The 23,722-nt window shown below is 64.4% G+C and carries 28 protein-coding genes and 1 tRNA gene; 11 read left to right on the top strand and 18 right to left on the bottom strand.

Annotated elements, in window-relative coordinates:
• Position 1: 1 nt before the first annotated feature.
• The 3 genes from cysW to U5A65_RS30210 form a co-directional block, all read right to left on the bottom strand.
• On the bottom strand, positions 2 to 982 hold the full coding sequence (gene cysW, locus U5A65_RS30220; RefSeq protein WP_321948733.1) for a sulfate ABC transporter permease subunit CysW: 981 nt from the start codon (positions 980 to 982) through the stop codon (positions 2 to 4).
• The gene (gene cysT / locus U5A65_RS30215; protein WP_321914294.1) at positions 979 to 1,878 is read right to left on the bottom strand and encodes a sulfate ABC transporter permease subunit CysT; all 900 of its coding nucleotides are present in this window, start codon (positions 1,876 to 1,878) and stop codon (positions 979 to 981) included. Before cysT ends, cysW begins: the two co-directional genes overlap by 4 nt.
• Before the next feature lie 142 nt (positions 1,879 to 2,020).
• Positions 2,021 to 3,070 carry a sulfate ABC transporter substrate-binding protein gene (locus tag U5A65_RS30210; RefSeq protein WP_321948732.1) on the bottom strand — a complete coding sequence of 350 codons (1,050 nt, stop codon included), beginning with the start codon at positions 3,068 to 3,070 and terminating at the stop codon, positions 2,021 to 2,023.
• Positions 3,071 to 3,372: 302 nt separating this feature from the next.
• Between U5A65_RS30210 and lexA the strand changes: the two genes are divergently transcribed.
• From lexA to U5A65_RS30195, 3 genes are all read left to right on the top strand, one after another.
• The gene (gene lexA, locus U5A65_RS30205; protein ID WP_158757930.1) at positions 3,373 to 4,023 is read left to right on the top strand and encodes a transcriptional repressor LexA; all 651 of its coding nucleotides are present in this window, start codon (positions 3,373 to 3,375) and stop codon (positions 4,021 to 4,023) included.
• A 54-nt stretch (positions 4,024 to 4,077) separates the two neighbouring features.
• On the top strand, positions 4,078 to 4,455 hold the full coding sequence (locus U5A65_RS30200; protein ID WP_321914292.1) for a hypothetical protein: 378 nt from the start codon (positions 4,078 to 4,080) through the stop codon (positions 4,453 to 4,455).
• A gap of 117 nt (positions 4,456 to 4,572) precedes the next feature.
• A complete protein-coding gene (locus U5A65_RS30195; RefSeq protein ID WP_321948743.1) occupies positions 4,573 to 5,280 on the top strand; it encodes a DUF2939 domain-containing protein in 708 nt (235 codons plus the stop codon).
• An 81-nt stretch (positions 5,281 to 5,361) separates the two neighbouring features.
• On the opposite strand, the gene U5A65_RS30190 is transcribed toward U5A65_RS30195, so the two are convergent.
• Positions 5,362 to 5,832 carry a universal stress protein gene (locus U5A65_RS30190; protein WP_069267551.1) on the bottom strand — a complete coding sequence of 157 codons (471 nt, stop codon included), beginning with the start codon at positions 5,830 to 5,832 and terminating at the stop codon, positions 5,362 to 5,364.
• A gap of 333 nt (positions 5,833 to 6,165) precedes the next feature.
• Here U5A65_RS30190 and nodI point away from each other — a divergent pair, with 333 nt between their 5' ends.
• Positions 6,166 to 7,080, top strand: a complete 915-nt coding sequence (gene nodI, locus U5A65_RS30185; protein WP_321936727.1) for a nodulation factor ABC transporter ATP-binding protein NodI — start codon at positions 6,166 to 6,168, stop codon at positions 7,078 to 7,080.
• Positions 7,081 to 7,122: 42 nt separating this feature from the next.
• Complete coding sequence (locus U5A65_RS30180) at positions 7,123 to 7,959, top strand: ABC transporter permease (RefSeq protein WP_415765872.1); 837 nt, start codon at positions 7,123 to 7,125, stop codon at positions 7,957 to 7,959.
• Between the two features lie 45 nt (positions 7,960 to 8,004).
• On the opposite strand, the gene U5A65_RS30175 is transcribed toward U5A65_RS30180, so the two are convergent.
• From U5A65_RS30175 to U5A65_RS30165, 3 genes are all read right to left on the bottom strand, one after another.
• A complete protein-coding gene (locus tag U5A65_RS30175; protein WP_321914289.1) occupies positions 8,005 to 8,427 on the bottom strand; it encodes a hypothetical protein in 423 nt (140 codons plus the stop codon).
• A gap of 104 nt (positions 8,428 to 8,531) precedes the next feature.
• Positions 8,532 to 9,593 (bottom strand): permease, encoded by a 1,062-nt coding sequence (locus U5A65_RS30170; protein WP_321948731.1) that lies wholly within the window; start codon positions 9,591 to 9,593, stop codon positions 8,532 to 8,534.
• A 195-nt stretch (positions 9,594 to 9,788) separates the two neighbouring features.
• The gene (locus U5A65_RS30165; protein ID WP_321914287.1) at positions 9,789 to 10,841 is read right to left on the bottom strand and encodes an NADP(H)-dependent aldo-keto reductase; all 1,053 of its coding nucleotides are present in this window, start codon (positions 10,839 to 10,841) and stop codon (positions 9,789 to 9,791) included.
• A 76-nt stretch (positions 10,842 to 10,917) separates the two neighbouring features.
• Between U5A65_RS30165 and U5A65_RS30160 the strand changes: the two genes are divergently transcribed.
• A complete protein-coding gene (locus U5A65_RS30160; RefSeq protein WP_321948730.1) occupies positions 10,918 to 11,040 on the top strand; it encodes a hypothetical protein in 123 nt (40 codons plus the stop codon).
• A gap of 97 nt (positions 11,041 to 11,137) precedes the next feature.
• On the opposite strand, the gene U5A65_RS30155 is transcribed toward U5A65_RS30160, so the two are convergent.
• Complete coding sequence (locus tag U5A65_RS30155) at positions 11,138 to 11,410, bottom strand: hypothetical protein (protein ID WP_028204875.1); 273 nt, start codon at positions 11,408 to 11,410, stop codon at positions 11,138 to 11,140.
• Between the two features lie 417 nt (positions 11,411 to 11,827).
• Here U5A65_RS30155 and dusA point away from each other — a divergent pair, with 417 nt between their 5' ends.
• On the top strand, positions 11,828 to 12,829 hold the full coding sequence (dusA, locus tag U5A65_RS30150) for a tRNA dihydrouridine(20/20a) synthase DusA (RefSeq protein ID WP_321936729.1): 1,002 nt from the start codon (positions 11,828 to 11,830) through the stop codon (positions 12,827 to 12,829).
• Between the two features lie 89 nt (positions 12,830 to 12,918).
• Positions 12,919 to 12,994: transfer RNA gene (locus U5A65_RS30145), tRNA-His, on the top strand.
• 56 nt (positions 12,995 to 13,050) lie between these two features.
• On the opposite strand, the gene U5A65_RS30140 is transcribed toward U5A65_RS30145, so the two are convergent.
• Together U5A65_RS30140 and U5A65_RS30135 are read right to left on the bottom strand one after the other, a co-directional pair.
• A complete protein-coding gene (locus U5A65_RS30140; RefSeq protein ID WP_321936730.1) occupies positions 13,051 to 13,305 on the bottom strand; it encodes a hypothetical protein in 255 nt (84 codons plus the stop codon).
• 1,019 nt (positions 13,306 to 14,324) lie between these two features.
• Positions 14,325 to 14,660 (bottom strand): hypothetical protein, encoded by a 336-nt coding sequence (locus U5A65_RS30135; RefSeq protein ID WP_321914283.1) that lies wholly within the window; start codon positions 14,658 to 14,660, stop codon positions 14,325 to 14,327.
• 315 nt (positions 14,661 to 14,975) lie between these two features.
• On the opposite strand from U5A65_RS30135, the gene U5A65_RS30130 reads away from it, so the two are divergent.
• Positions 14,976 to 15,647 carry a SagB/ThcOx family dehydrogenase gene (locus tag U5A65_RS30130; protein ID WP_321948729.1) on the top strand — a complete coding sequence of 224 codons (672 nt, stop codon included), beginning with the start codon at positions 14,976 to 14,978 and terminating at the stop codon, positions 15,645 to 15,647.
• A 369-nt stretch (positions 15,648 to 16,016) separates the two neighbouring features.
• Entirely contained in the window at positions 16,017 to 16,943 is a 927-nt protein-coding gene (locus tag U5A65_RS30125) for a DnaJ C-terminal domain-containing protein (RefSeq protein WP_321948728.1), read from the top strand.
• Here U5A65_RS30125 and U5A65_RS30120 read toward each other — a convergent pair.
• The 5 genes from U5A65_RS30120 to ssuD all read right to left on the bottom strand — a co-directional run bounded on the left by U5A65_RS30120 (position 16,940) and on the right by ssuD (position 20,472).
• A complete protein-coding gene (locus tag U5A65_RS30120) occupies positions 16,940 to 17,188 on the bottom strand; it encodes a DUF6566 family protein (RefSeq protein WP_321914280.1) in 249 nt (82 codons plus the stop codon). The two genes, U5A65_RS30125 and U5A65_RS30120, sit on opposite strands and share 4 nt — an antisense overlap.
• An 85-nt stretch (positions 17,189 to 17,273) precedes the next feature.
• Positions 17,274 to 17,489, bottom strand: a complete 216-nt coding sequence (locus tag U5A65_RS30115; RefSeq protein WP_028204871.1) for a TOBE domain-containing protein — start codon at positions 17,487 to 17,489, stop codon at positions 17,274 to 17,276.
• Between the two features lie 51 nt (positions 17,490 to 17,540).
• Positions 17,541 to 18,422: an ATP-binding cassette domain-containing protein gene (locus U5A65_RS30110; protein WP_321948727.1), complete on the bottom strand. Its 882-nt coding sequence runs from the start codon at positions 18,420 to 18,422 to the stop codon at positions 17,541 to 17,543.
• Positions 18,419 to 19,276: an aliphatic sulfonate ABC transporter permease SsuC gene (ssuC, locus tag U5A65_RS30105; RefSeq protein WP_415765867.1), complete on the bottom strand. Its 858-nt coding sequence runs from the start codon at positions 19,274 to 19,276 to the stop codon at positions 18,419 to 18,421. The genes U5A65_RS30110 and ssuC overlap by 4 nt, the downstream gene beginning before the upstream one ends.
• A 38-nt stretch (positions 19,277 to 19,314) precedes the next feature.
• Complete coding sequence (gene ssuD, locus U5A65_RS30100) at positions 19,315 to 20,472, bottom strand: FMNH2-dependent alkanesulfonate monooxygenase (RefSeq protein ID WP_321948726.1); 1,158 nt, start codon at positions 20,470 to 20,472, stop codon at positions 19,315 to 19,317.
• 407 nt (positions 20,473 to 20,879) lie between these two features.
• On the opposite strand from ssuD, the gene U5A65_RS30095 reads away from it, so the two are divergent.
• Positions 20,880 to 21,305: a hypothetical protein gene (locus U5A65_RS30095; protein WP_321948725.1), complete on the top strand. Its 426-nt coding sequence runs from the start codon at positions 20,880 to 20,882 to the stop codon at positions 21,303 to 21,305.
• A gap of 92 nt (positions 21,306 to 21,397) precedes the next feature.
• On the opposite strand, the gene U5A65_RS30090 is transcribed toward U5A65_RS30095, so the two are convergent.
• The 3 genes from U5A65_RS30090 to U5A65_RS30080 all read right to left on the bottom strand — a co-directional run bounded on the left by U5A65_RS30090 (position 21,398) and on the right by U5A65_RS30080 (position 23,688).
• A complete protein-coding gene (locus U5A65_RS30090; protein ID WP_321948724.1) occupies positions 21,398 to 22,555 on the bottom strand; it encodes an enoyl-CoA hydratase/isomerase family protein in 1,158 nt (385 codons plus the stop codon).
• A gap of 74 nt (positions 22,556 to 22,629) precedes the next feature.
• Positions 22,630 to 23,340, bottom strand: a complete 711-nt coding sequence (locus U5A65_RS30085) for a TetR/AcrR family transcriptional regulator (RefSeq protein WP_321914275.1) — start codon at positions 23,338 to 23,340, stop codon at positions 22,630 to 22,632.
• A 63-nt stretch (positions 23,341 to 23,403) separates the two neighbouring features.
• Positions 23,404 to 23,688 carry a DUF1488 domain-containing protein gene (locus U5A65_RS30080; RefSeq protein ID WP_321914274.1) on the bottom strand — a complete coding sequence of 95 codons (285 nt, stop codon included), beginning with the start codon at positions 23,686 to 23,688 and terminating at the stop codon, positions 23,404 to 23,406.
• Positions 23,689 to 23,722 lie beyond the last annotated feature (34 nt).

Here is a 23,722-nt window from a genome sequence, read left to right as displayed (position 1 = left end):
GTTACTGCTCCCCTACTTGAATCGGTTGGCGCACGGCGCGCGCCGTTGCGTGATCTGTCGCGTGTTGTGAAGCGTGTTGCACGGCCACCGCTTGCGGGCCGGCGTAGGCGGGAATGTCATCGGCGCTGCGCAGTTGCGCCGAAAGACGGCGCTCCGCGAGCAGCTTCAGGCCCAGCGTGACGAGTGCGAGCAACGCGAGCAGCGATGCCACGGCAAACGCCGCCGCGAAGTTGTACTCGTTGTAAAGGATCTCGACGTGCAGCGGCATCGTATCGGTCTGGCCGCGAATATGGCCCGACACCACCGAAACCGCACCGAACTCGCCCATCGCGCGCGCATTGCAAAGAATCACGCCGTACAGCAAGCCCCAGCGGATATTGGGCAGCGTCACGCGGCGGAACATCTGCCAGCCCGAGGCGCCCAGCACGTGCGCGGCCTCTTCTTCATCGTTGCCTTGCGCCTGCATCAGCGGAATCAGCTCGCGCGCAACGAACGGGAATGTCACGAAGATCGTGGCCAGCACGATGCCCGGCACCGCGAAGATGATCTGCACGTTACGGTCTTCGAGCCACGGCCCAAGCCACCCCTGCGCGCCGAACAGCAGCACATAGATGAGACCCGAGATCACGGGCGAGACCGAAAACGGCAGGTCGATCAGCGTGGTGAGCAGCGCCTTGCCGCGAAACTCGAACTTCGCGATCGCCCACGAAGCCGCGAGACCGAAGGCCAGATTCAGCGGCACCGCGATCGCCGCGGTGATCAGCGTGAGCTTGATCGCGGAGAGTGCGTCGGGGTCGACGAGCGACGTGAAGTAGAAGCCAATGCCCTTCGAAAGCGCCTGCCAGAACACGGCAACGAGCGGCACCACGAGAAAGAGCGCGAGAAACGCGAGCGCGATGCCGGTCAGGAGCCAGCGCACCCACGGCGCTTCGGTGACCGGATCCGGCCGGCGCGTGCTGCGTTGTTGCGGCAGCGTGCTCATTGCGCACCTCCCGCGACGGTTGCGCCCACCACGGCATTCGGCGCGCTGCCGGCCGAAACGCCCCGGCTCGTACGGCGTTGCAAATACCACTGCAGCGAGTTGATGAGAAGCAGCATGACGAACGAAACGCAGAGCATCATCACGGCAAGCGCGGTCGCGCCGGCGTAGTCGTATTGTTCGAGCTTCGTGATGATGAGAAGCGACGTGATCTCCGACTTCATCGGCACGTTGCCGGCGATGAAGATGACCGAGCCATACTCGCCCAGCGCGCGCGCGAACGCGAGCGCGAAGCCGGTGAGCAGCGCCGGCAGCACCGCGGGCAGCACGACGCGGCGGAACGTGAGCCAGCGCGAGGCGCCAAGGCACGCTGCGGCCTCCTCCTGCTCGCGCTCGAAGTCCTCGAGCACCGGCTGCACCGTGCGCACGACGAACGGCAAGCCGATGAAGGTCAGCGCGACGAGCACGCCAAGCGGCGTGAACGCGATCTTCAGACCGAGCGGTTCCAGGAACTGGCCGATCCACCCATTGCCAGCGTACACGGCGGCGAGCGAGATGCCCGCGACGGACGTCGGCAGCGCGAACGGCAGATCGACGAGCGCATCGATCACGCGTTTGAACGGGAACGGATAGCGCACGAGCACCCACGCGAGCAGGAACCCGAACACCGCGTTGATGAGCGCCCCGCCGAGCGCGGCCGTGAACGTGAGCCGGTACGACGCGATCACGCGCGGCGACCACACGGCGCGCACGAACTGGCTCCAGTCGAGCGTCGCCGTCTTGAGGAAGGTGGCGGCAAGCGGAATGAGCACCACGAGGCTCAGGTAAGCCACCGTGATGCCGAGCGTCACGCCGAAGCCCGGCAGCGCACTGGGCTTGCGCAATCGAAACGTTGTCATGCTCATCGTCCAGACATGGGTTGCGCGCTTGCCGGGTTCGCCGGCGGCGCCGAAAAGCGCGCCCGTGGGCGCGCTTCTTTGTTATGCGGTTGCGTCGTGATCGACTGCCAACCGGTACTGCGGTGCAGCGATGTTGCGTGACTTACTGCGGCTGGTAGATCGAATCGAACACGCCGCCATCTGCGAAATGCGTCTTCTGCGCGTTGGTCCAGCCGCCGAACGTGTCGTCGACCGTGTAAAGCTTCAGCTTCGGAAACTTCGCCGTGAGCGCCGCCGGGACCTTGTCCGAACGCGGACGGTAGAAGTTCTTCGCGGCAATCTCCTGGCCCTCTTCGCTATAGAGGAACTGCAGGTAGGCCTCGGCCTCCTTGCGCGTGCCCTTCTTTTCGACGACCTTGTCCACCACCGCAACCGGCGGCTCAGCCAGAATGCTCACCGAAGGGACCACGATCTCGAACTTGTCCGGGCCGAATTCCTTGAGCGAAAGGAATGCTTCGTTCTCCCATGCGATCAGCACATCGCCGATACCGCGCTGCACGAAGCTCGTCGTTGCGCCTCGCGCGCCCGAGTCGAGCACGCCTGCATTCTTATAGAGCTTCGAGACGAAGTCCTTGGCCTTCTGCTCGTTGCCGCCCGGCTGGTGCAGCGCATAGGCCCACGCCGCGAGATAGTTCCAGCGCGCGCCGCCCGAGGTCTTCGGATTCGGCGTGACGATCGACACGCCCGGCTTCGTCAGATCGTCCCAGTCCTTGATGTGCTTGGGGTTGCCCTTGCGCACGAGAAACACGATCGTCGACGTGTACGGCGAGGCGTTGTCGGGCAAGCGCTTTTGCCAGTCCTTCGCAACGATGCCCTTGTTGGCGAGCGCGTCGATGTCCCATGCGAGCGCCAGCGTCACGACGTCGGCCTGCAGGCCGTCGAGCACCGAGCGCGCCTGCGCACCCGAGCCGCCGTGCGACTGCTTGATGGTGAGCGTTTCGCCCGTCTTCGCCTTCCACTGCTTGATGAAGGCCTCGTTAATGTCCTGATACAGCTCGCGCGTCGGATCGTAGGAGACGTTGAGCAGCGACGTGTCCGCATGAGCGGCCACGGGCGCCATCGCCGCAACTGCGACGAGCGGCGCAACGCCGATAACCAGTTTTGCCGCCAGTGATTTCAGCCAGCCTGCGCGCCCCGTATGTGTCGTGCCCATCTATCTGTTCTCCGTTTTCGTGTGTGCTCGTTCGCGCTCATCCGTGCGCATCTGCGAATTGCAGCTAACGATGGAGGCCAGTCTAGCGATCCGCTTACATTATTAAAAATGATGTTTTCTCATTTTTTAATACGCAAAAGTGGTAAGGACAGAGGAAGTCGCTGCTAGAGCGCGATTTCGTCCGCACAAACGCGGGAAAACGGCCTGATAGCAACGCTCAGTTGACGAACTTCAAGTAACACTTGAAAAGTGGCGAGTACTGTATAAAAATACAGTTACCTGTTCAAACATACAGTGGCGCCATGACCAAACTCACCGCACGACAGCAGCAGGTTTTCGATCTGGTTCGCCGGGCGATCGAACGCACGGGCTTCCCGCCCACGCGCGCCGAGATCGCGGCGGAACTCGGCTTCAGCTCGGCCAACTCCGCGGAGGAGCATCTGCGCGCGCTGGCGCGCAAGGGCGTGATCGAACTGGCTGCGGGCGCCTCGCGCGGCATCCGCCTCATGCCGGGGCCCGACGACCTGCCGCACCAGTTCACGCTCCCGCACCCGAGCATCATGCAGCTCTCACTGCCGCTCGTTGGCCGCGTCGCAGCGGGTAGCCCGATCCTCGCGCAGGAGCACATCTCGCAGAACTACATGTGCGACCCGGCACTGTTCTCGAGCCGCCCTGACTATCTGCTGAAAGTGCGCGGCCTTTCCATGCGCGACGCCGGCATTCTCGACGGCGACCTGCTCGCCGTGCAGAAGAAGGCCGAAGCGAAAGACGGGCAAATCATCGTGGCGCGCCTTGGCGACGACGTCACCGTGAAGCGGCTGAAGCGCCGTTCGAACGGGCTCGAACTGATCGCCGAGAACCCCGATTACGACAATATTTTTGTCGAGGCTGGCAGCGCGGAATTCGCGCTGGAAGGCATCGCGGTTGGCCTGATCCGCCCCACCGAATTCTAAGCAATCCGTCTGCGCGCGTTGTGCGCTGAGTTTACGCACTACCTGGAGAGAGTCATGGAACGCCTTGCCCGCTTGCTGCCCTTCCGTCAATTCGGCCGTCTTCGCCACCTCCGTGGAATCGCCTCTTGCGCGGTGCGCGAGGTGCGCGACTCGGCCGCCGCACTGAGCGGCTCGCTCTTCGAAGACTCGCCAGAGATGGTGGCCGCCAGCACGGCCGACCTGCCGGCGCTGCCCTCGGCCCAGCCGGCGTTTGCGCGCGTGTCGCTCAACAGCACGCTCAACACCGAGCAGCCCATGCGCCGCGCGCCGGTGCGGGTCTATCAAGGTCAGTCGCGGCTCATTCTCGTCGGCACGGTTGACGCGGTCTGCCGTGCGATCGACCGCTGCATCGCGGAGCAGCACAGCGACCTGCCTGCAGCGCTGGCGAAGTAAGGTCGAATCGAGCGCGAATTCGCCAATACGCGGCTCAAATGTGAGAAGAGGTTACGGTCGGGATCGTTCAATCAAGTTTGCGGTCAACACCCTGTTTGAACGATTTGTCCTATGCCGATGACGGAATCTCCCTCAACCCCTCGTAAAACCCAAGGCTGGAAGAAGCCCGTAGCGATCACCGTTGCGCTCGCCATGATTGTTGGCGCGCTTGGCTACGCGTATGCGTCGCCCTATATCGCGGTGAAACACATGAAAGCCGCCGCCGACGCTCGCGACGCCGCCACGCTCAACGAGTACGTCGATTACCCTGCGCTGCGCCTGAGCCTCAAACAGCAGGTTGGCGAGATGCTGCATCGGCGCATCGAAGGGCAACACAGCAGCAATCCGCTGCTGATCCTCGGCGCCGTGATTGGTGCGGCACTGATCAGTCCGCTCGTGGATGCCTACGCAACGCCAGAAGGCGTGGCCGCCCTGCTGAGCGGCATGCCGCCGACAGGCAAGCCTGGCGACCGGCCGCACGCGCCGCCGCCGACGGAGTCCAGCGAGCAATCGGCAGAATCCGCGCAATCGGCACAATCGGCGCAATCGGCGCAATCGGCGCAATCGGCACAATCGGCGCCGTCACCGGCCCCAGCGGCGTCGGGCAATCCCGCGCCCGAGGCTCGGCCGGTCACCACGGCCGGCTATCGCGGCCTCAATGAATTCGCGCTCACGTGGGAGCGCGGCAATACGGGCGAGCACTATGCCGCCATCCTGCAGCGTCACGGGCTCTTCTCGTGGAAGCTCGCAGCGGTCGAGCTAGACGAAGGAAACGTCTCGAACTGAGACAGATTGGGAGCGAAAACGGAAACAGGCCGGTTCCGTGCGAACCGGCCCGCTTGGTCCTGCTTGATCCCGCTCGATCAACTAAGCGGCGGCTTGCTGCTGTTTTTCCTCAGCCGCCGACGAACACGCCACGAGAATGCTGCACGACACGCGGTCGAGCAGCGGCGTATTGCCCGCGCCCATCCACCAGCGCGAAAGCCCCGTGCGGCAGCGGTGACCCACCACCACGAGGTCGGCATTCAGTTCGTTGGCCAGATTTGCGATTTCGTCGATCGGATGCCCGAACGCGAAGTGCCCCTGGGCGCGCACGCCACGCTCGGTTAGCCAGTCCACGCCTTCCTGAAGGATTTCGCGCGCCGTTTCCTCGAAGCGGCCGCAGGCCACATCGGTCAGCAGGCCCGCGCTCTGCGCGATCGTCGAGCGCATGTCGACAACCGAGAGCAGATGCGTTTCCGCCTGCAGATCGAGCGCAAGGTCGGCGCCGCAACGCAGTGCCTTGCGGCCTTCGCGCGAGCCGTCGTAACAGAGCAGAATTTTTTTGTAGCTCGCCATGATCGATTCTCCCCGCCCGCGTGATTTGCAGGCTGTGCGATTCTCATGATGGTGCGCCGCAATTCCACACGCAAGGGCTGGAAAACGCCAGGTGGGCATCGAAAACCGCCAGATGCGTCTTAGGCAACGCACACCTCTTGTGCATGGCCTGATGCTTGCCGCGACATGCATTCGCCTCGTGCCACGTCGAACGGCCTGGAAGCGCCGCCCAACCCGCCACGCAGCAATGCACTAAAATGGGCCGCCTTGTTTCGCGCGATTGTTCGTTTGCTTTTGCGTTCGCTCTTGCGTGCGCCTCGCGCGACACCCGTTCGACTCACGTTCAACTGGTCCATGTCCGCACCCGCCATCGAATTCGAGCAGGTCATCAAACATTACGGAGACAGGACGGTCGTCAACGGCCTGTCGTTCAACGTCCTCCCCGGTGAATGCTTCGGGCTGCTCGGCCCCAATGGTGCTGGGAAAACCACGACGCTGCGCATGCTGCTCGGCATCGTTTCGCCCGATGCGGGTCGCATCAGCCTGTGTGGCGAGCCGGTGCCCGCTCGCGCGCGTCACGCCCGCCAGCGCGTGGGCGTCGTGCCGCAGTTCGACAATCTCGACCCCGACTTCACCGTGCGCGAGAACCTGCTCGTGTTCGGCCGTTACTTCGGCTTGTCCGCGCGTGAAACGCGTGACCTCGTCGCGCCGCTGCTCGAATTCGCGCGCCTCGAAAGCAAAGCCGATGCGCGCGTAGGTGAGCTCTCGGGCGGCATGCGCCGCCGTCTCACACTGGCGCGCGCGCTCGTGAACGACCCCGACGTGCTCGTGATGGACGAGCCCACGACAGGCCTCGACCCGCAGGCGCGGCATCTGATCTGGGAGCGGCTGCGCTCGCTGCTCGCGCGCGGCAAGACGATTCTCCTCACCACGCATTTCATGGAGGAGGCCGAACGACTTTGCAATCGCGTCTGCGTGATCGAGGAAGGCCGCAAGATCGCCGAGGGTGCGCCCAAGGCGCTGATCGAATCGGAGATCGGCTGCGATGTGATCGAGGTGTACGGCCCGGACCCGGTCTCGCTGCGCGACGAGCTTGCAGCCGATGCGAAGCGCACGGAGATCAGCGGCGAGACGCTATTCTGCTATGTCGACGACCCCGCGCCCGTGCATGCGAAGCTGCGCCACCGCTCGGATCTACGCTACCTGCACCGGCCCGCGAATCTCGAAGACGTGTTCCTGCGGCTCACAGGCCGCGAGATGCAGGATTAATGCGGCAGGATTGACGGCGGCATACGAATCGCCAAGGACACCATGCAGACACGCACCAACAACCCGACGCCCTCGCGCCCCACCCAGGCGCCCATGCGCGAGCCGCGCGCCGCGCTGCCTTCGAACGCCACGCACTGGATCGCCGTGTGGCGGCGCAATTATCTGGTCTGGCGCAAGCTCGCCCTTGCGTCGATGTTCGGCAATCTCGCCGACCCGATGATCTATCTCTTCGGTCTCGGCTTCGGGCTTGGGCTGATGGTGGGGCACGTCGACGGCGTCTCGTACATCGCGTTTCTCGCGGCGGGGACGGTGTCGTCCTCGGTCATGATGTCGGCGAGCTTCGAGTCAATGTACTCGGGCTTCTCGCGCATGCACGTGCAGCGCACGTGGGAGGCGATCATGCACACGCCGCTCACGCTTGGCGACGTCGTGCTAGGCGAAGTCATGTGGGCCGCGAGCAAGTCGATGCTCTCGGGCGCGGCGATCATGGTGGTGGCCGGTTTGCTCGGCTACGCGAGTTTTCCTTCCATGCTGCTCGCGCTGCCCGTGATCGCGCTTGCGGGCCTCGCGTTCGCGAGCTGCGCGATGATCGTCACCGCGCTCGCGCCGTCCTACGACTTCTTCATGTTCTATCAAACGCTCGTGCTCACGCCCATGCTGCTGCTCTCGGGCGTGTTCTTCCCGATCGCACAGTTGCCCGCGGCCGCGCAGCACATCACGCTGATGCTGCCGCTCGCGCACGCCGTCGCGTTGATCCGCCCCGCCATGCTCGACCGGCCTGTCGAGCAGGCCGGGCTGCACCTGCTCGTGCTCGCGATTTACGTGGTGGTGCCGTTCGCGATCGCTTCGGTGCTGTTTCGCCGGCGCATGATGCATTGAAGGACGTTTAAGCACATTAAGGCACGCCAAGGCATCGCGAGGCACTCAGTCCTCGTCGTCTCCCCAGGGAATATCGACGTCCGAAATAAACGCGACCGTCGCGAACGGGCCGCCTTCCTGGCGGCCGATCTTGCCGTCGGCGCGATGCCATTCCACGCGAAACATCGTCGATTGGGTCTGGGCGAGCAAACGCACCGTGCGGATCTCTTCCGGGTCCGACTCCTCCACCGGGCCATCGAGCGAAACCAGCAGCGACTGCGGCCACAGACCGTCGGCCGGGTCGTAAATGCGATCGCCGTCGGGAATCGAGGTGTCCGCTTCGACGCCGATGGTGGCCGAAGCCTCGACGATCATCTTGCCGAGCGCGCGCAGCACTGCGGTGGCGCGGGCCGAATTGGCCTGGCGGATGGCGAGGTCGCCGCGCGTGAGCGCCTGCTCGAGTTTCGGATTGGTTTTCTGCTTTGCCATGCTGGTTTTCGGGCCGAGGCCCGCTCCGTGGCGGACGGCGAACCGCCCGCGTATTACAAGAATGCCAACGCTGAACGCATGGCGACTGCCTCGTCGCGACGTCCCTAGAAGCCGAGGGTCACCGCCGCGAGCCCCGCGACGATGCCGAAGAACACCACCGTCGTGCCGACGATTGCCAGCATGCGCGGCCGGAACGAGCCCGCCAGCATCGCGAACGACGGCACGCTCACGGGCGGCAGCGTCATCAGGAGCGCGCCCGCGGGCCCCACGCCCATGCCGAGCGCGAGCATCGCCTGAATGATGGGGACCTCGCCGGCCGTCGGGATCACGAACAGCATGCCGACCACGGCGAAGGTGACGATCCAGCCAAGGCTGCTCGTCACTTCCGGGCCGATATGCGGAAAGAGCCACGCGCGCGCGGCGCCGAGCAGCAGCACGAGCACGATGTACTCCGGCACGAGACGCACGGCCATGCGCGCGAAGATGCGCACCCAGCGCACGAAGACGTTGCCGCCTTGCGCCTGTTGCTCAGTGAGAAGCGCCAGGCGGTCTTCGGCGGCACGCGACTCTTCAGGCGTGACGAGCCGGTTGCAGACCCAGCCGAGGCCAAACACCATCAACAAGCCTAGCGTGAGGCGCAGCGCACTCCACTGCCAGCCGAGCACGAAGCCCATGAACACCAGCGTGGCGGGATTGAGCACGGAGTTGCCGAGCCAGAATGCAATCGCGCCACCCGCCGACGCATTGCGCGCGCGCAGGCCCACGACCACAGGCGCAGCGCAGCAGGTGCACATCATGCCGGGCACCGCGAGCAGGCCGCCCGCCGCGACGCTGCCAAAGCCGCGCCGGCCGAGCACCCTCGCGACCCATTGCACGGGCAGGAGCGCCTGCACGCCGGAGCCGAGCAGCAAACCGAGCACCATGGCCTGCCAGATCGCCTTGCCATAGGCGAAGGCGTAATCGAGCGCGGCGGAGAACGAGGGATCCGGCGCTGTGGACGCGCCGCCCATCAGGATCGATTTGCCGATGGAGTGGGTTTCCTCGGCGGTGAATGCGCGGTGATAGTACGGGAACCACTTCACGTAGAAGAGACCGGCCACCGCAAGCAAGATAAAAATGGGCCAGCCATAGGACGGAGGTGATTGCGCTGGACGTGCGCTCGTCATTTTGAATTCTCCGGGCTTGAGCGTATGGACGGCCGGTCGGGGCGCCGTCACACGAAGCGTGATGGTGCCCCAACCAGCGCATGCTGGATCGTAGTGTATGCCTTGCGAATCGCCAACGACTTTGCCGAGTTAGCCGCTAACGCGGCGCAGCGCAGCGCGGCCCGGAAGGGACCGCGCTGCGCCCTGCTATTCCGCTTAAGGGGCAGGATTAGGCTGCTGCTCGTGCAGCACGTCGATCTGCGCGAGCAATTCGGGGGTGAGCTTGACGTTGGCGCTGGCGATGTTTTCCTTCAACTGCTCGAGCGAGGTCGCGCCGATCAGATTGCTGGTGAGGAACGGCCGGCTGTTGACGAAAGCGAGCGCGAACTGCGCGGGCGTATAGCCGTGCGCCCGGGCGAGTTCCACGTAGCGCGTGGTCGCGGCCACCGATTCCGGCTTGCTGTAGCGCTTGAAACGCTCAAACCGCGTGATGCGCGCGCCTTCCGGACGCGCCCCGCCCTCGTACTTGCCCGACAGCCAGCCAAACGCGAGCGGCGAATACGCGAGCAGGCCCACGCCTTCGCGATGTGCGAATTCGGACAGGCCGCTTTCGAACGTGCGATTGAGCAGGCTATACGGATTCTGAATGCTGACGATGCGCGGCAGCCCCAGCTTTTCGGAGGCGCGCAGGAACTGCGCAACACCCCACGGCGTTTCGTTCGACACGCCGATATGGCGGACCTTCCCGGCCTTCACGAAATCGGCGAGCACGCTGAGCGTTTCCTCGATCGGCACCGTGTACGCGTCGTCGAGATACGGATACATGTTGCGGCCGAACGTCATCGTGCTGCGGTCGGGCCAGTGCAGCTGATACAGATCGACGTAATCGGTCTGCAGGCGCTTCAGGCTGCCATCGAGCGCCTCGGTCAGATTCTTGCGGTCGAACTGGTTCTGCGGCCCGCGAATGTGCTGCGGATTGTGCGGCTGGCGAGCCGGGCCCGCAATTTTGGTGGCGAGCACGATGCGCTCGCGTGCCGCGCGATGCTGCGCGAGCCAGGTCCCGATGAAACGCTCGGTCTGCCCTTGCGTCTCCGGGCGCGGCGGCACGGGGTACATTTCAGCCGCGTCGATCAGCGTGACGCCCTGGTCGAGCGCGTAGTCGATCTGTTCGTGCGCCTCGCGCTCCGTGTTCTGCTCGCCCCACGTCATCGTGCCGAGCCCGATCAGGCTCACCTTGACGTCGGTATCGCCGAGTGTGCGGTATTCCATGGAAACGTTATCCGTCAGTTCGGTTGGGGAAACGCTGACGCTATCACGCCGCGAGAATTTTTTCAGGGAATGCTGAATGCGGCCAGATTCCGCTGAATGTGCTGCGGCCGGCCGCTTCCCGAACCAGGACAACGCCTTCGACGCCGCTTTCGACCGCATTCGCGAGGCCATCGACCAGCGCGTTCGCGGCGCCGCCTGAGAAGACGCTCGCCTGAAAAGCAAAAAGCCGGACGTCGAAACGACATCCGGCTTTCAGGCCGCCCGACTGGCGAGCGGCCCGGCAACTTCGGTGCGGCTTACTGGCCGAAGAAGACCGATTGCGGGCCCGTGGCCTTCGCGTGGCTGCCCGACTGCGAAGCCGAACCGGCAACGCCGCCGTATGCCGTTTGGGCGCCTTGTTCCTGGACGCGCTCGGCGGCCACGGTCTGAACGCTCTGGCCACGCTGCGAAGCCGGCGCGCCAACGTCCGGGCGATAGAACGGTGCCGGACCATAGCCGCTGGCGAACGCCGGAGCGGCAACAGAAGCGGTAGCTGCGACCAGCAGCGCTGCGATGAGTTTGGTCTTCATGGTGGACTCCAATATCAGGTTCAATTGCGGATCGGGAAGGCGCCGCGCCTGGGAGGTCAGTGCCCACGAGCTGCGTCAACGAAACTCAGTGTATACACCTACTATCAGAAAATAATCGCGATAATCCGAATTTACTATTCTCCATTCCACAACAATCGCGTCAGGCAATTCTGACAAGGCTGAGCGACGAACAGACCCTAAAAACACGCTCAAAAAAATTTGCGCGACGCAGCAAATTGCTTGGGAATTACATAATTGAAGTAGGGTTTTTCGGCCGAAAATGGCCATCAGGCGCGCTTCCTGCATGGGCATTTGGCAAATTGGCGCAGTGCGCAAAGGGTACGAAGAGCCGCGCCCGTATGCGTTAAAATGCAAGGTTGATCCACGCCAGCCGTTACTCACCGGTTTCCCATCGCCATGTCCGCCAACCGTCAAGCCAGCCCCCGCCGCGTTTCCGTCGCGCCGATGATGGACTGGACCGATCGCCACTGCCGCTCGCTGCATCGCTTCATCTCCCGGCACGCGTGGCTGTATACGGAGATGGTGACGACGGGCGCCCTTCTCCACGGCGACGTGCCGCGCCATCTCGCGTTCACGCCGGCCGAAGCGCCGGTCGCGCTCCAGCTGGGCGGCAGCGAACCCGACGACCTCGCGCGCGCCGCGAAGCTCGGCGAACAGTGGGGTTACGACGAAATCAACCTGAACTGCGGCTGCCCGTCCGAGCGCGTGCAGCGCGGCGCATTCGGCGCGTGCCTGATGAACGAACCGCGACTCGTGGCGGACTGCGTGAAGGCGATGCGCGACGTCGTCTCCGTGCCCGTGACGGTCAAGCACCGCATTGGCGTGGATGCGGTCGAGGACTATGCGTTCGTGCGCGACTTTGTCGGCACGATTGCCGAAGCGGGCTGCGACGTTTTCATCGTCCACGCGCGCAACGCGATTCTGAAGGGCTTGAGCCCGAAGGAAAATCGCGAGATCCCGCCGCTCAAGTACGACTACGCGTACCGGCTCAAGCGCGACTTCCCGCAGCTCGAAATCATCATCAACGGCGGCATCAAAACGCTCGACGAAGTCGAGCAGCACTTACAGCATGTCGATGGCGTGATGCTCGGCCGCGAGGCTTATCACAACCCCTATGTGCTCGCCGACGTCGATGCGCGCTTCTATGGCGCAACCGAAGCCGCGCTCACGCGCGAGGAAGTGGAAGCGAAGCTCATCGAGTACTGCGCAAGCGAGATCGCGCGCGGCACTTACCTCGGCTCGATCGTGCGCCATGCGCTGGGTCTCTATCGCGGCGTGGCCGGCGCGCGCGGATGGCGCCGCATCCTCTCGGACAACCGCAAGCTCGCGAAGGCAGATCTCGCGATCTTCGACGAGGCGCGAGAATATTTGCGCGTTGCGGATGAAATTCTTGAATAAAGGGCTAGGCAAGTCTGCTTTGGTGTGTATATAATCTTGCTTCTTGATTGACGCCGCTTCCAAAGCAGCGCTGATTGAGAAAAACAGCGGTGGCTGTAGCTCAGTTGGTAGAGTCCAGGATTGTGATTCCTGTTGTCGTGGGTTCGAGTCCCATCAGCCACCCCAAAGAATTCAAGCACTTATAAGTGCTCGCAGCGCAGAAACTGAATTTTTGGAAGATGTCATTCCAGATTCTGGAAGATGCGATGCAAAATGAAGCCCGCTTTATGCGGGCTTTTTTGCATTTGCGCTTGTGAATTCGAGCTCGCAAATCGCGGGGAAGAAAATGAAAAACGGGTAAAGCCGACTTTCGATTGGCTGATGACGCCGGTTCTTTGGATGAGGCGCGCCAAGCCCCTCTTTCCGCCACCCGCTGCATAAGGCTTTGAGCGATTGAGTCTGGCACAGTGCTGCCCCAACCCGTAGTCGAGCAGCACGACGACCATCGCTTAGGGAGCGCAGCCTACGCTAGCGCGAATGACAAGGAAGTCTCTATGCGCGGCGACTTCCTCAGCAATCAGAGCGCGTATTAAATCGTCGTCTGGCAATTCAAGGATCAGGCGCGGGAGTTCTCTGGCAACCTTTTCGCGAGCGATAACCCACGCCTCGTGGGCGGCTCCCACCTTATCCCTTGTATCCATTGTCTGTCCCCGGCGATTGGCAAAGTTTCTTCTGACTATCCGGCCGACATCGCTTGTCGTGCCTGCTTTTCGAGTGAAATCCGCAAGGAGTTAACCACAGACCGGCAACAAAACCGCACCCGAAACCTAGAGGCAGCGTTCAATTCATCCTCGGATCCCTATGGCGCCCACCACTGGAGGCCTTGGTGCACGTCGAGCACATCGTAACGGCCACGCGGGTTAATGAATGCTCCTTCCCACGAAGCGATCGCCGACGACTTTCATGCCCGCTTGACGTGCTGATCGAGGAATGGCCGTGGCGCTTCCGTGGGTCGGCACGCCGGTCTGGCACCTGCACGAATCACTCAGCCGCCTGGAACGTCTAGCCCTGGCGTGACCGAGCGTCTGCCTTGGCAGCCCCGGAGAGTACGCCGCAGTCGGCACGGACCTGTGGTATCGGCGCATGGCCGAGGTGGTGGGCGTCGTATGCGATCGCGGCGGACGCCCCGTCTGCAAGCTCCACGACCTGCGCACGCTCAACCCAAACGTGTTCACGCGCTTCCCGTTCACCAGCGCCGACAGCACGAACGTCGGCCAGAACGTCGGCATCGACAGCAAAAGGCGCAGCCCATACTGGCCGCCCACGAAAGAGGCGTGCGCCTGTCACGCCGCTCCCGTGGCCCCCTGCTGCGACCCAGCGAGCGAACAGGTTTGGAAACCGCCGTGGGCTTATCCACAGATGCGGTCGCACGGTTGTCCACAAAAACGGTGGACAAACCTGTGCAAAGGGCTAGCGACGCGGAGCGCGCTAGAGGCAGCCAATGAGCGCGACGCGCCTAGCCCATCAAGATTTCATCGACCTTCGCGCGCCCCCAAGCGAACCCGGCGCTTTCCGCATCGTCCCGAGTCCTGTGGCCCGTCTCCAGGTCTTGCGTCGAAGCAATGTCGCGTTCTGTGCCCCTGCTCACTTTCGCGCGCCAAACCCACATTTCATTGGGGCACTCAATGGTTTCCGAATGAAGGTCATAACCACGGTAGTCGGCAAAGCGCATGTTCCAACCCATCAGCAGTCTCCTTTCAAATTGAAAGGAAATAGTAGCATGGCCGACGCTCTCGTTCCGCGACGTGAAGCCGGGACTCAGCACCGACACCACAGCAACGAAATATGACAATGGGCCGAACCTCCGGGCATTCGCCTAAAACCGCGGGCAAAAGCGAGCCAAGCGGATTCGAAATCCGTCCTTGCGGTGGCTGGCGCGAGATAAGCAAACCTTGGATTAGGCTTCCACGGCAGCTAAGCTTCACCTCGTCTGACGAAATGTCGACTTGTCCCGCACAGAAAGAGACAAAGCTGGTCAACCCATTGGCGGAGCGCTCAGCGCCAAGGCGAACTTCGCGACTCGCCTTGCAGCGGCACCTCGGCTTTCAGACTTTCATCCGGTTGTGCGGTCCGCCAACGAGTCTGTTCATTCTCTCGTGGAGGCACCATGCACCGCCGTGAACTTTTGGCTCTGGTAGCCGCGGGGGCGCTCGTTGAGGGGGGAACCCGCCACGCGCAGGCGAGCCAGGCTAAATACACCAATGACATCGCACTGCCCAAGCCCACCTTCGCGGGCACCGTTTCCCTGGAAGAAGCCATTTCGCGACGCAGATCCGTGCGCACCTTCGGCACAGAACCGTTGCCAGTCGAGACGGTCGGCCAGTTGCTGTGGGCTGGACAGGGCATCACCAGCCCAGACGGCAAGCGTGCGTCTCCTTCGGCAGGCGCTTTGTACGCGCTTGAGCTCTACGCGGTGAGCGCCACTGAGGTCATGCACTACCTGCCACAGGGCCACCGGGCCGAGACGCGCGCCACGCCCGACCTGCGACCCAAGTTGAAAGCCGTTGCACTCGGGCAAGCGTCTGTCGGGGCAGCGCCGCTCGTCATCGCGGTGGCCGCCGACCCCAGTCGGCTTTCCCAGCGGTATGGCGCCCGGGACCTTCCCTACTCCCGGCAAGAGGCCGCGCATGCCGTCCAGAACATGCTGCTTCAGGCCGCCGTTCTTAAGCTTGCCGCCGTGCCCGTTGGGTCCGTCGACGGGTACAAAGCCGCGCAAGCGCTTGCCCTGCCTGCTGGCCAGACTGTCGTCTATCTCATCCCGGTAGGCCCTCCCGCCTGAACACAGCGAAAGACGCCAGTACAACGAGGCGTCATGCTGAGCTGCGCATCGGACAGCTTCCGCAGCTTTTCTCGAAGCTGTAGCGCTGGCGCTACGTCTACGATGCCGGCTAAAATGCATCGGAATTTCGGAACACGTCGCTGCAAACGCGCGCCAGTGTTGGGTCGACAAAGTGCGATATATTCCGAAATTGAAATCCTAGGGCTTGGATTTTTAACCTGAATTGGCTGTTCGGCGACTCGATTCTGAATCCTGTTGTCGTGGGTTCGAGTCCCATCAGCCCCCCAAAGAATTCAGCAGTGAACAAATGAGCCCGCACTGGTTGCGGGCTTTTTTGCGTCTGTGCACGAGAGACACCCGGGAACGCCCTTGAGCTTCGAGGAATATTACAGGCGGCTGCAGCTGCCGGAGACTGCGTCGCCGGCGGAGATCAAGCGCGCGTACCGTCATTTGCGCGCGAAGTACCACCCCGACCGCAACAAGGGACGCGAGGCGACGGTCGAGCCGGTGTTCAAGCTCATTCAGGAAGCCTTCGAGATTCTGAGCGGCAGGCGCGTCGCGCCAACAGACAGGACAACTGGTGCCGCAAACCCGGCCAGCAAAACCCGCACCGGAGAAGCATCGCCGCGACACCGCCGTGCGACGCCGCCCATGCGCGGCGCGAACTGTCTCGTCGAGCTATTCGTGCCGCTCGAAGTCGCACTCGACGGCGGCGGCGTTCAAGCCCACTACCCTGTCAAAGGTCCCTGTCCGGCGTGTGAGCAGGAAGATCGCGGCGCGCTTTGCGAGCAGTGTCACGGCACAGGCGTGAAAACGTGGCGCAAGTCGCAAGCTGTCGAGATTCCTCGCGGAGCATGGGACGGTCAGCGTCTGGTGGTGCCAGGCGGCGGCCATCCCGGCGTGAATGGCGGGCCGCCCGGCGACGCCACGTTTTCCGTTTCCATCGTTTGCGCCCCGGGCTTCACGCGCAACGGGCTCGACCTTGCCTGCGACCTGCAGATCGACTTCGTGACTGCCATGCTGGGCGGCGGCCTCCAGGCGAAGGTCCTCGGCCGCACGTTCGAGGTGAAGATTCCAGCGAACGCAAATGCGCGCACGGCAATCCGTCTGCCCGGCCAGGGGCTCGCGGACCGCAACGGCACGCGCGGCATCCTCACGCTGCACCTCGTGCTCACCATGCCGGCCGCCGCAGCGCATCTGAGCGGCGCCGAGCGCCAGCAACTCCGCGACATGTTCGCCGCTGCCGAGCGCCGGGCCAGCCAGTCGCCTGCCTCGGGCTCGCAAGGCAAACGCTAGCCAGCTTGCGCGCCGCGCGCATCGATCCACGCGCGCGCGGCGTCGAAGCCCGCCTGGGCCGCCGCGTGCTCAGTCGACCAGAGTCGCGTGATATGCACGAGCTGCCAGTCCTCTACAACGGTATCGCCCTTCAGCACGCGAAAGTGCGCCTTCACACCCGTGAGCACCTGCTCGACCGCGACTTCGATGTCGTAGTCCTTGTAGCGCTCCTGGTAGTCGCCCATGTCGTTGCCCTTCGGCTCCATGATCGCCTCTCCGTCTTCTGCTGACGGTTCATGCTAGCACTTCGCCCCTGTGCGGCTCGCAGGCGGGCCCGACGCGCGATCCGCTTCACAGGCGCGCGATCGACACCTCCGTGGACTTCACCAGCGCGACCACTTCCGATCCTACTTTCAACTCGAGTTCGTCGATCGAGCGCGTGGTAATCACCGAAGTCACGATGCCGAACGCCGTGTCGACATCGACTTCCGAAACGACGGGCCCGCGAATGATCTCCTTGATCTTGCCGCGAAACTGGTTGCGCACGTTGATGGCGGTAATGCTCATAAGTTAGGCTCCGGGAGTTCGAGTATAAAAAGAGGATTCCTGATAAACGATTCAAGCCGCCGCGCCTGAAGGCCGCCCGGTGGCTGGCTGCGCGCCGTGGCCGAGCACGCGCTGCAGAACGCTCTCCTCGAGCGCAGCGAAGCGCGCGTCCACTCGCGCACGCGGGCGTTCGAGCGGCACGGTCTGATCGAGCGCGATACGCCCCGCCTCGACGAGCAGAATGCGGTCGCCCAGCGCGACGGCTTCGTGCACGTCATGCGTCACCAGCAGCGCGGTGAAGCGGTGCTCGCGCCACAAGCGCTCGATCAATGCATGCATCTCGATACGCGTGAGCGCGTCGAGCGCACCGAGCGGCTCGTCTAGCAGCAACAGGCTCGGACGATGCACCAGCGCGCGGGCGAGCGCCACGCGCTGCCGCTGGCCGCCCGAGAGGCGCGCGGGCCACTCGTCGGCGCGCCCAAGCAGGCCCACCTCGTCGAGCACAGCGCGGGCGTCGTCGCGCGCACTTCGCCCGAGGCCGAGCATCACGTTCTGCAACACGGTTTTCCACGGCAGCAAGCGTGCGTCCTGGAACATGATGCGCGTGTCGAGCGGCGCGCCACCCGCGCCGCGCCGTTGCACCTCGCCCTCGTCCGGCGCTTCGAGACCTGCGATCAGACGCAGCAGCGTGGACTTGCCGCAACCGCTGCGTCCGACGATGGAAACAAAGCTGCCGCGCTCGATCGCAAGGTCAAAGCCGCTCAGCACGGCACGCTCGCCGTAGCGTTTTCCCACGCCACGCAGTGCAACGGCGGCGTCCGCTCCCTGCGAATTCGTGCGCAATGCCACGCCTTCGCGGGCGACCTGCGCACGGCCGTTGCGTTCGCGCGCCGGCTCGCGTTCAAAGCCGTCCCGGCCTGCGCCGTAGTTCGATGCCAACTGGCTCACGCTCATGCTTCGTTCTCCTGTTGATAGGCGGGATGCCAGCGCAGCGCCACGCGCTCGAGCCACTTCGCCAGCCAATCAGCGAGTTTGCCGAGCGCCGCGTATAGCAGGATGCCGACCACCACTACGTCGGTTTGCAGGAATTCGCGCGCATTCATCGTCATGTATCCGATGCCCGATTGCGCGGAAATCGTTTCGGCCACGATCAGCGTCACCCACATCAGGCCAAGCGCAAAGCGCACGCCAACGAGTATCGACGGCAACGCCCCCGGCAATATCACTTCGCGATAGAGCGCGAAACCCTTGAGCCCGTAGCTGCGCGCCATCTCCACGAGGTTGGCGTCCACCGAGCGGATGCCGTGGAACGTATTCACGTACACCGGGAAGAACACGCCCAGCGCCACGAGAAAGACCTTTGCTTCCTCGCCAATGCCGAACCACAAGATCACGAGCGGAATCATGGCGAGCGCCGGAATATTGCGGACCATCTGCACGGTCGAGTCGAGCGCGGTTTCAACGGGCTTGAAAAGTCCCGTAGCCAGTCCAAGCACGAGCCCGATGCCGCCACCGATCGCGAACCCCGAAAGCGCGCGCCAGGTGCTCACGCGCACGTCGGCCCACATCTCGCCCGACTCGATCAGCGACCAGGCGGCCCGCAGCACGGCGAGCGGCTCGGGCAGCACACGCGTCGAGAGCGCGCCGCTTTTGGCGGCGACCTCCCAGATCACCAGCACCGCCAGCGGCACGAGCCAAGGCGCGATCCGCCGCCGGCTCGCCCGCACAAATGCCCGCATACCGCGCAGTGCGCCGCCGGGGCTTGCGGGACCGCGGGTGGGCGCGGCCGTTACTACGGATTGCGTCATCGTTGCATTCTCCACGATTGCTGCGTTTGTCCAGTGCCTCAGCTCTGGCTCACCTTCGGCAGATAGTGATTGCCGACCACTTCGCCGAACGGCCCCGAAAGCGGGCCGCCCGCGCCCTTCGCCGCGCGCCCCGGCAGCAGCGGGAATACAAGCTCCGCAAAACGATAGGATTCCTCCAGATGCGGATAGCCGGACAAAATGAAGGTCTCGATGCCAAGCGCCGCATATTCCTTCATGAGCGCCGCCACCTGTTCAGGATTGCCGACGAGCGCCGTGCCCGCGCCACCACGCACGAGACCCACACCCGCCCACAGGTTCGGATACACCTCGAGGTCCTTGCGCGTGCCGCGCTTGCCGCCGTGCAGCGCAGCCATGCGGCGCTGCCCTTCCGAGTCCATCTTCGCAAACGCAGCCTGAGCGCGCGCAACCGTCTCGTCGTCGAGGTGGCTGATGAGCTTGTCGGCTGCGGCCCACGCTTCCTCTTCGGTCTCGCGCACGATCACATGCAGGCGGATGCCGAAGCGGATCGTGCGCCCATGCTCGGCCGCGCGCGCACGAATGTCGGCGATCTTGCGCGCGACGGCTTCGGGCGGCTCGCCCCACGTCAGATACGTGTCGATGTGCGCGCCCGCCATGGCGTGCGCAGCCGGCGAAGAGCCGCCGAACCACAGCGGCGGATGCGGATGCTGCACCGGCGGGTACAGGACCTTGCCGCCGACCGAGCGCAGATGCTGCCCTTCGAAGTCGATCGCCTCGTTCGTGTGCGATGCCGCGAGCAGCTGGCGCCAGATATGCAGGAACTCGTCGGTAATTTCGTAGCGGGTGTCGTGATCGACGAAAAGGCCATCGCCTTCCAGTTCGGCCGTGTCGCCGCCCGTCACGACATTGATGAGCAGACGGCCATTGGAGAGCCGGTCGAACGTGGCGGCCATGCGCGCGGAAAGCGCCGGCGACGAAAGACCCGGGCGGATCGCCACGAGAAACTTCAGGCGCCGCGTCGCGGCGATGAGGCTGGACGCCACGACCCATGCGTCCTCGCACGAGCGCCCCGTGGGCAGCAGGACGCCCTCGTAGCCGAGCGTATCGGCGGCCACGGCGATCTGCTGGAAGTACGCGAGATCGGCCGCGCGCGCGCCCTGGGTCGTGCCCAGATAGCGGCTGTCGCCGTGGGTCGGGATGAACCAGAAAACATTCATGCGTGGCTCCTGCCAGGAATTTCGAAACATGGCGCGCAACATGCTGCAGACGCGCGCGGGCGCGCCGCGCAAACGAATGCGCCGCTCATGGCTCAATTGAAAGGATTCGACAGCTGACGGATTGCGCCGGCGCGTTCGCGGTACGCCACGCGCGGCGCCCGGCGACGGCGGCGCCGTCTTCATGGGGAACCAGTCTAGGGACGGCCCTCGCCCTTTAGAACGATTTTTTTGAGCTTAGGTTTTCCACTTTCGTGCTTTGCCCGACGCTTTAGCATACGGCGCGCCTCGCGCGCACCGCGCGCCGATATAATGGCGCACGCACCCACAAAAACACCGGCACGCTGCGCGCGAGAACGCTCCATCAGGCTCATTGCGCGGTGAGGCCAAGCAAGCTCTCGCACGATTTCATGCAAAAACTGATTCTGCCGTTCGTCTCCGGCTTTCTGGCGTCGCTCTTCTTTCGCGAGGCGACGCTCGCGCTCCTGCATGCCGCGCAGGTTACCGACGCGGCCGGATTTTCGACGGACCCGTTCCTGCCGCTCGGGCTGCCCGAGTTCCTCGTGAACGCGATCTGGAGCGCCGTCTGGGCCATTCTGATGGCGTGGCTGCTGCGCGTGTCGCCTGCGCGGCCCGCGCCGTGGGTTCAGGCGTTCGTGTTCGGCGGCATCGTGCTCACCGCAGCGATGGTGTTCGTCGTCGATCCGCTGCGCGGCATCTGGCCGAGCGGCAACATGCTGCCGCGGCTGGCCACGGGCTTCGCCTCGAATGCGATGTGGGGCTGGGGCGCGCTCGTTTTCATGCGCGCGTTCATGAGCGAAACTGCCGAGGATTGACCCCGCCTGCGGGCCGTGCACGATGCGCGGCCCGTGTTTGACCGCCGCGCTTTTCCCTCCCGCTTTCCTCCCCTGCTCCCGCGCCAGCCAGCTCAACCCATGAGTTCGCGCAGCGGATGGTCCCCCGGACTCCAGGGACTCTCGAACATCCGCTCGACGTCTTCGCGGCGCACATCCTCGATATTCGCAAAGCGCCAGTGCGGATGATTGTCCTTGTCGATAATGCGTGCGCGTATGCCCTCCATGACGTCGCCGATCGCGAAGCTCGAGCGCGTGAGGTCGAGGTCGCGGCGCAGGCAGTCGGCCATCGTGCCTTCCGCGCGCGACACGACCTCCAGCGACACCGCCATCGAAAGCGGCGAGCGCTCGCGCAGCACCTCCACCATCTGCCCTGCCCATTCGGCTTGCGCACCTTCGCCCGTGCGCTGCGCGGCTTCGAGCGAAGCCAGCATGGCTGGCACATCGGCAAGCGAGAAATGCCGGTCGATCCAGCCGCGAACCGCAGCCAGCGACGAACCTTCGGCAAGGCGCTGCAACTCGGCCGCGGGCAGCGCCGCCTGTCGGATATGCGCGACCACTTCCGCGCCGCTTGCGAACGGCTCGCTCTCGAGCGCATCGAGCAGCGCGGGCCACGCGGCCTCGTCTAGCGACGCGTCGGCGAGGCCCGCATAGACCCCGCTGGCCTGGTCGAGCGTCTCGCCGGTCACCGCAAGATACCGGCCAATCGCGCCAGGCGTGCGCGCAAGGAACCAGCCCATGCCGACATCGGGAAAGAGGCCAATGCGCGTCTCCGGCATCGCCATGCGCGTGCTCGACCCCACGAGCCGCAGGCCGCCCGTGCGATGCGCGCCCTGCGAGATGCCCATGCCGCCGCCCATGACCACACCGTTGAGCAGCGCGATATACGGTTTCGGAAACGTGAAGATGGCGTGATTCAGGCGATATTCGTCGGAGAAAAACGTGTCGAGCGCCGCCTGATCGCCCGCGCGGTACGACTCGTACAGGAATCGAATGTCACCGCCGGCGCAGAACGCGCGCGCATGGCGCGTGCGCACGATCACTGCGAGCACGCCCGGGTCGTCGCGCCAGCGATCGAGCGCCGCGTGCATCGTGCGGACCATGCCAGTGGTGAGCGCATTGAGCGCCTGCGGGCGTTCGAGTTCGATAAAGCCGATACGGTTCGCTACGCGTGTCACCACGTGCGCGTCGGTATCGGTTGCGGTCGGGCTTGCGTTGGCTTCGTGTGACATGGCGATTGGCAAGGCGGAACGATGAGCGGCATCTTCAGATCGCGTGAGGTGCGGTCACAGACTGCTTGAGGCTATCACGTCGCCACCCGAGGCGCTGGCGCGGTCGACGGCGTAGCCGCGGCGGCGCGCGTGCCGAACCAGGCATCGAGCGTGGCGTCGATCAACGGACCGGGTGCGGCGTGCTGAAAGCCGGCACGTGCGAGCGTGAGCATCACCACGCCGTGCAGCGTTGCCCAAAGCGACTGCGCGAGCACGGCGCTGTCGACACGCGCCCCGCTCGCCGGTGCGAGTGCGGAGAGCGTAGCGGCAAAGAGCTGCGCGCCGCAGGCCGGCGCGGCGTCTGTGTCAGGTTCATCAACCGCAACAGGCGCGTCGTTCTGACGGCGCGCGGCCGGCTCCGCATGCGCCGGGCGCGCCTTGCGCGCCATGAAGATGAGTTCGTAAGTCTGCGGATGGTCGCAGCCATAAGCCACGTAGGCGTGTGCGAGCGCATGAAGCCGCTCGCGCGCGTCGGCGATCAGCGTGAGTGGTTCGAGCTGCGCAAGCAGTTGCGCGCAACCCTCTTGACCGAGCGCCTCGGCAATCTCGTCGCGGCCCGAGAAATGCAGGTAGAGGGACGCTGGCGAATATCCGATCGCGTCGGCGATCTTGCGCATCGAGAGCGCGGCGAGGCCTTCGCGCATGACGATGCGGCGCGCAGCATCGAGAATGCGCTCGCGCCGGTCGTGCGCGCGCGCTGCTTGCCTGGCTGGCAGTTCGCGATGCTTGCGTTCGACGATTCCCATGACGACGCCTGGCGGTTGCCGTAACCGAAATGTCCTGTGACGCCCGGGCGGGCGCGCCCTGCACTACGAATCCAGGCGTCCGGGCGGAAAGTGTCCGCTCTTGAGCAGCACCGGCGTGCCATTGCTGAGTTCGAGATGGGCGCGTGCCACGGCCTCGATGCGCGGACGACCCGCGTCGAACGCCTGCATCGACGCGTCGCGGCTCGCCGGCAGCGCGCCGAAATGGTCCTCGAGCGCCTCGACGGAAATCGCGCACGGTACGCGTGTGCCGTCGACGAGTGCGGGGAAGACCACGGTCAGATTGGCGTCGCGATAGAGCGGCGCGTCGGCGGGAAAACGAATGATCATGTCCAGCCCCAATGGGGAAAACCAGCAGAAAGCA

It is taken from the genome of Paraburkholderia sp. J10-1, assembly GCF_905220165.1.
GTDB lineage: Bacteria > Pseudomonadota > Gammaproteobacteria > Burkholderiales > Burkholderiaceae > Paraburkholderia.
The sequence above is the reverse complement of the archived record's forward strand: the minus strand, read 5'-3'. Positions and strand labels throughout refer to the sequence as shown.

Bases quoted from the DNA above. Each gene is read 5' to 3' on its own strand.
- cysW (WP_321948733.1), bottom strand. From the start codon at position 982: ATGAGCACGCTGCCGCAACAACGCAGCACGCGCCGGCCGGATCCGGTC.
- cysT (WP_321914294.1), bottom strand. From the start codon at position 1,878: ATGACAACGTTTCGATTGCGCAAGCCCAGTGCGCTGCCGGGCTTCGGC.
- U5A65_RS30210 (WP_321948732.1), bottom strand. From the start codon at position 3,070: ATGGGCACGACACATACGGGGCGCGCAGGCTGGCTGAAATCACTGGCG.
- lexA (WP_158757930.1), top strand. From the start codon at position 3,373: ATGACCAAACTCACCGCACGACAGCAGCAGGTTTTCGATCTGGTTCGC.
- U5A65_RS30200 (WP_321914292.1), top strand. From the start codon at position 4,078: ATGGAACGCCTTGCCCGCTTGCTGCCCTTCCGTCAATTCGGCCGTCTT.
- U5A65_RS30195 (WP_321948743.1), top strand. From the start codon at position 4,573: ATGACGGAATCTCCCTCAACCCCTCGTAAAACCCAAGGCTGGAAGAAG.
- U5A65_RS30190 (WP_069267551.1), bottom strand. From the start codon at position 5,832: ATGGCGAGCTACAAAAAAATTCTGCTCTGTTACGACGGCTCGCGCGAA.
- nodI (WP_321936727.1), top strand. From the start codon at position 6,166: ATGTCCGCACCCGCCATCGAATTCGAGCAGGTCATCAAACATTACGGA.
- U5A65_RS30180 (WP_415765872.1), top strand. From the start codon at position 7,123: ATGCAGACACGCACCAACAACCCGACGCCCTCGCGCCCCACCCAGGCG.
- U5A65_RS30175 (WP_321914289.1), bottom strand. From the start codon at position 8,427: ATGGCAAAGCAGAAAACCAATCCGAAACTCGAGCAGGCGCTCACGCGC.
- U5A65_RS30170 (WP_321948731.1), bottom strand. From the start codon at position 9,593: ATGACGAGCGCACGTCCAGCGCAATCACCTCCGTCCTATGGCTGGCCC.
- U5A65_RS30165 (WP_321914287.1), bottom strand. From the start codon at position 10,841: ATGGAATACCGCACACTCGGCGATACCGACGTCAAGGTGAGCCTGATC.
- U5A65_RS30160 (WP_321948730.1), top strand. From the start codon at position 10,918: ATGCGGCCAGATTCCGCTGAATGTGCTGCGGCCGGCCGCTTCCCGAAC.
- U5A65_RS30155 (WP_028204875.1), bottom strand. From the start codon at position 11,410: ATGAAGACCAAACTCATCGCAGCGCTGCTGGTCGCAGCTACCGCTTCT.
- dusA (WP_321936729.1), top strand. From the start codon at position 11,828: ATGTCCGCCAACCGTCAAGCCAGCCCCCGCCGCGTTTCCGTCGCGCCG.
- U5A65_RS30130 (WP_321948729.1), top strand. From the start codon at position 14,976: ATGCACCGCCGTGAACTTTTGGCTCTGGTAGCCGCGGGGGCGCTCGTT.
- U5A65_RS30120 (WP_321914280.1), bottom strand. From the start codon at position 17,188: ATGGAGCCGAAGGGCAACGACATGGGCGACTACCAGGAGCGCTACAAG.
- U5A65_RS30115 (WP_028204871.1), bottom strand. From the start codon at position 17,489: ATGAGCATTACCGCCATCAACGTGCGCAACCAGTTTCGCGGCAAGATC.
- U5A65_RS30110 (WP_321948727.1), bottom strand. From the start codon at position 18,422: ATGAGCGTGAGCCAGTTGGCATCGAACTACGGCGCAGGCCGGGACGGC.
- ssuC (WP_415765867.1), bottom strand. From the start codon at position 19,276: ATGACGCAATCCGTAGTAACGGCCGCGCCCACCCGCGGTCCCGCAAGC.
- ssuD (WP_321948726.1), bottom strand. From the start codon at position 20,472: ATGAATGTTTTCTGGTTCATCCCGACCCACGGCGACAGCCGCTATCTG.
- U5A65_RS30095 (WP_321948725.1), top strand. From the start codon at position 20,880: ATGCAAAAACTGATTCTGCCGTTCGTCTCCGGCTTTCTGGCGTCGCTC.
- U5A65_RS30090 (WP_321948724.1), bottom strand. From the start codon at position 22,555: ATGTCACACGAAGCCAACGCAAGCCCGACCGCAACCGATACCGACGCG.
- U5A65_RS30085 (WP_321914275.1), bottom strand. From the start codon at position 23,340: ATGGGAATCGTCGAACGCAAGCATCGCGAACTGCCAGCCAGGCAAGCA.
- U5A65_RS30080 (WP_321914274.1), bottom strand. From the start codon at position 23,688: ATGATCATTCGTTTTCCCGCCGACGCGCCGCTCTATCGCGACGCCAAT.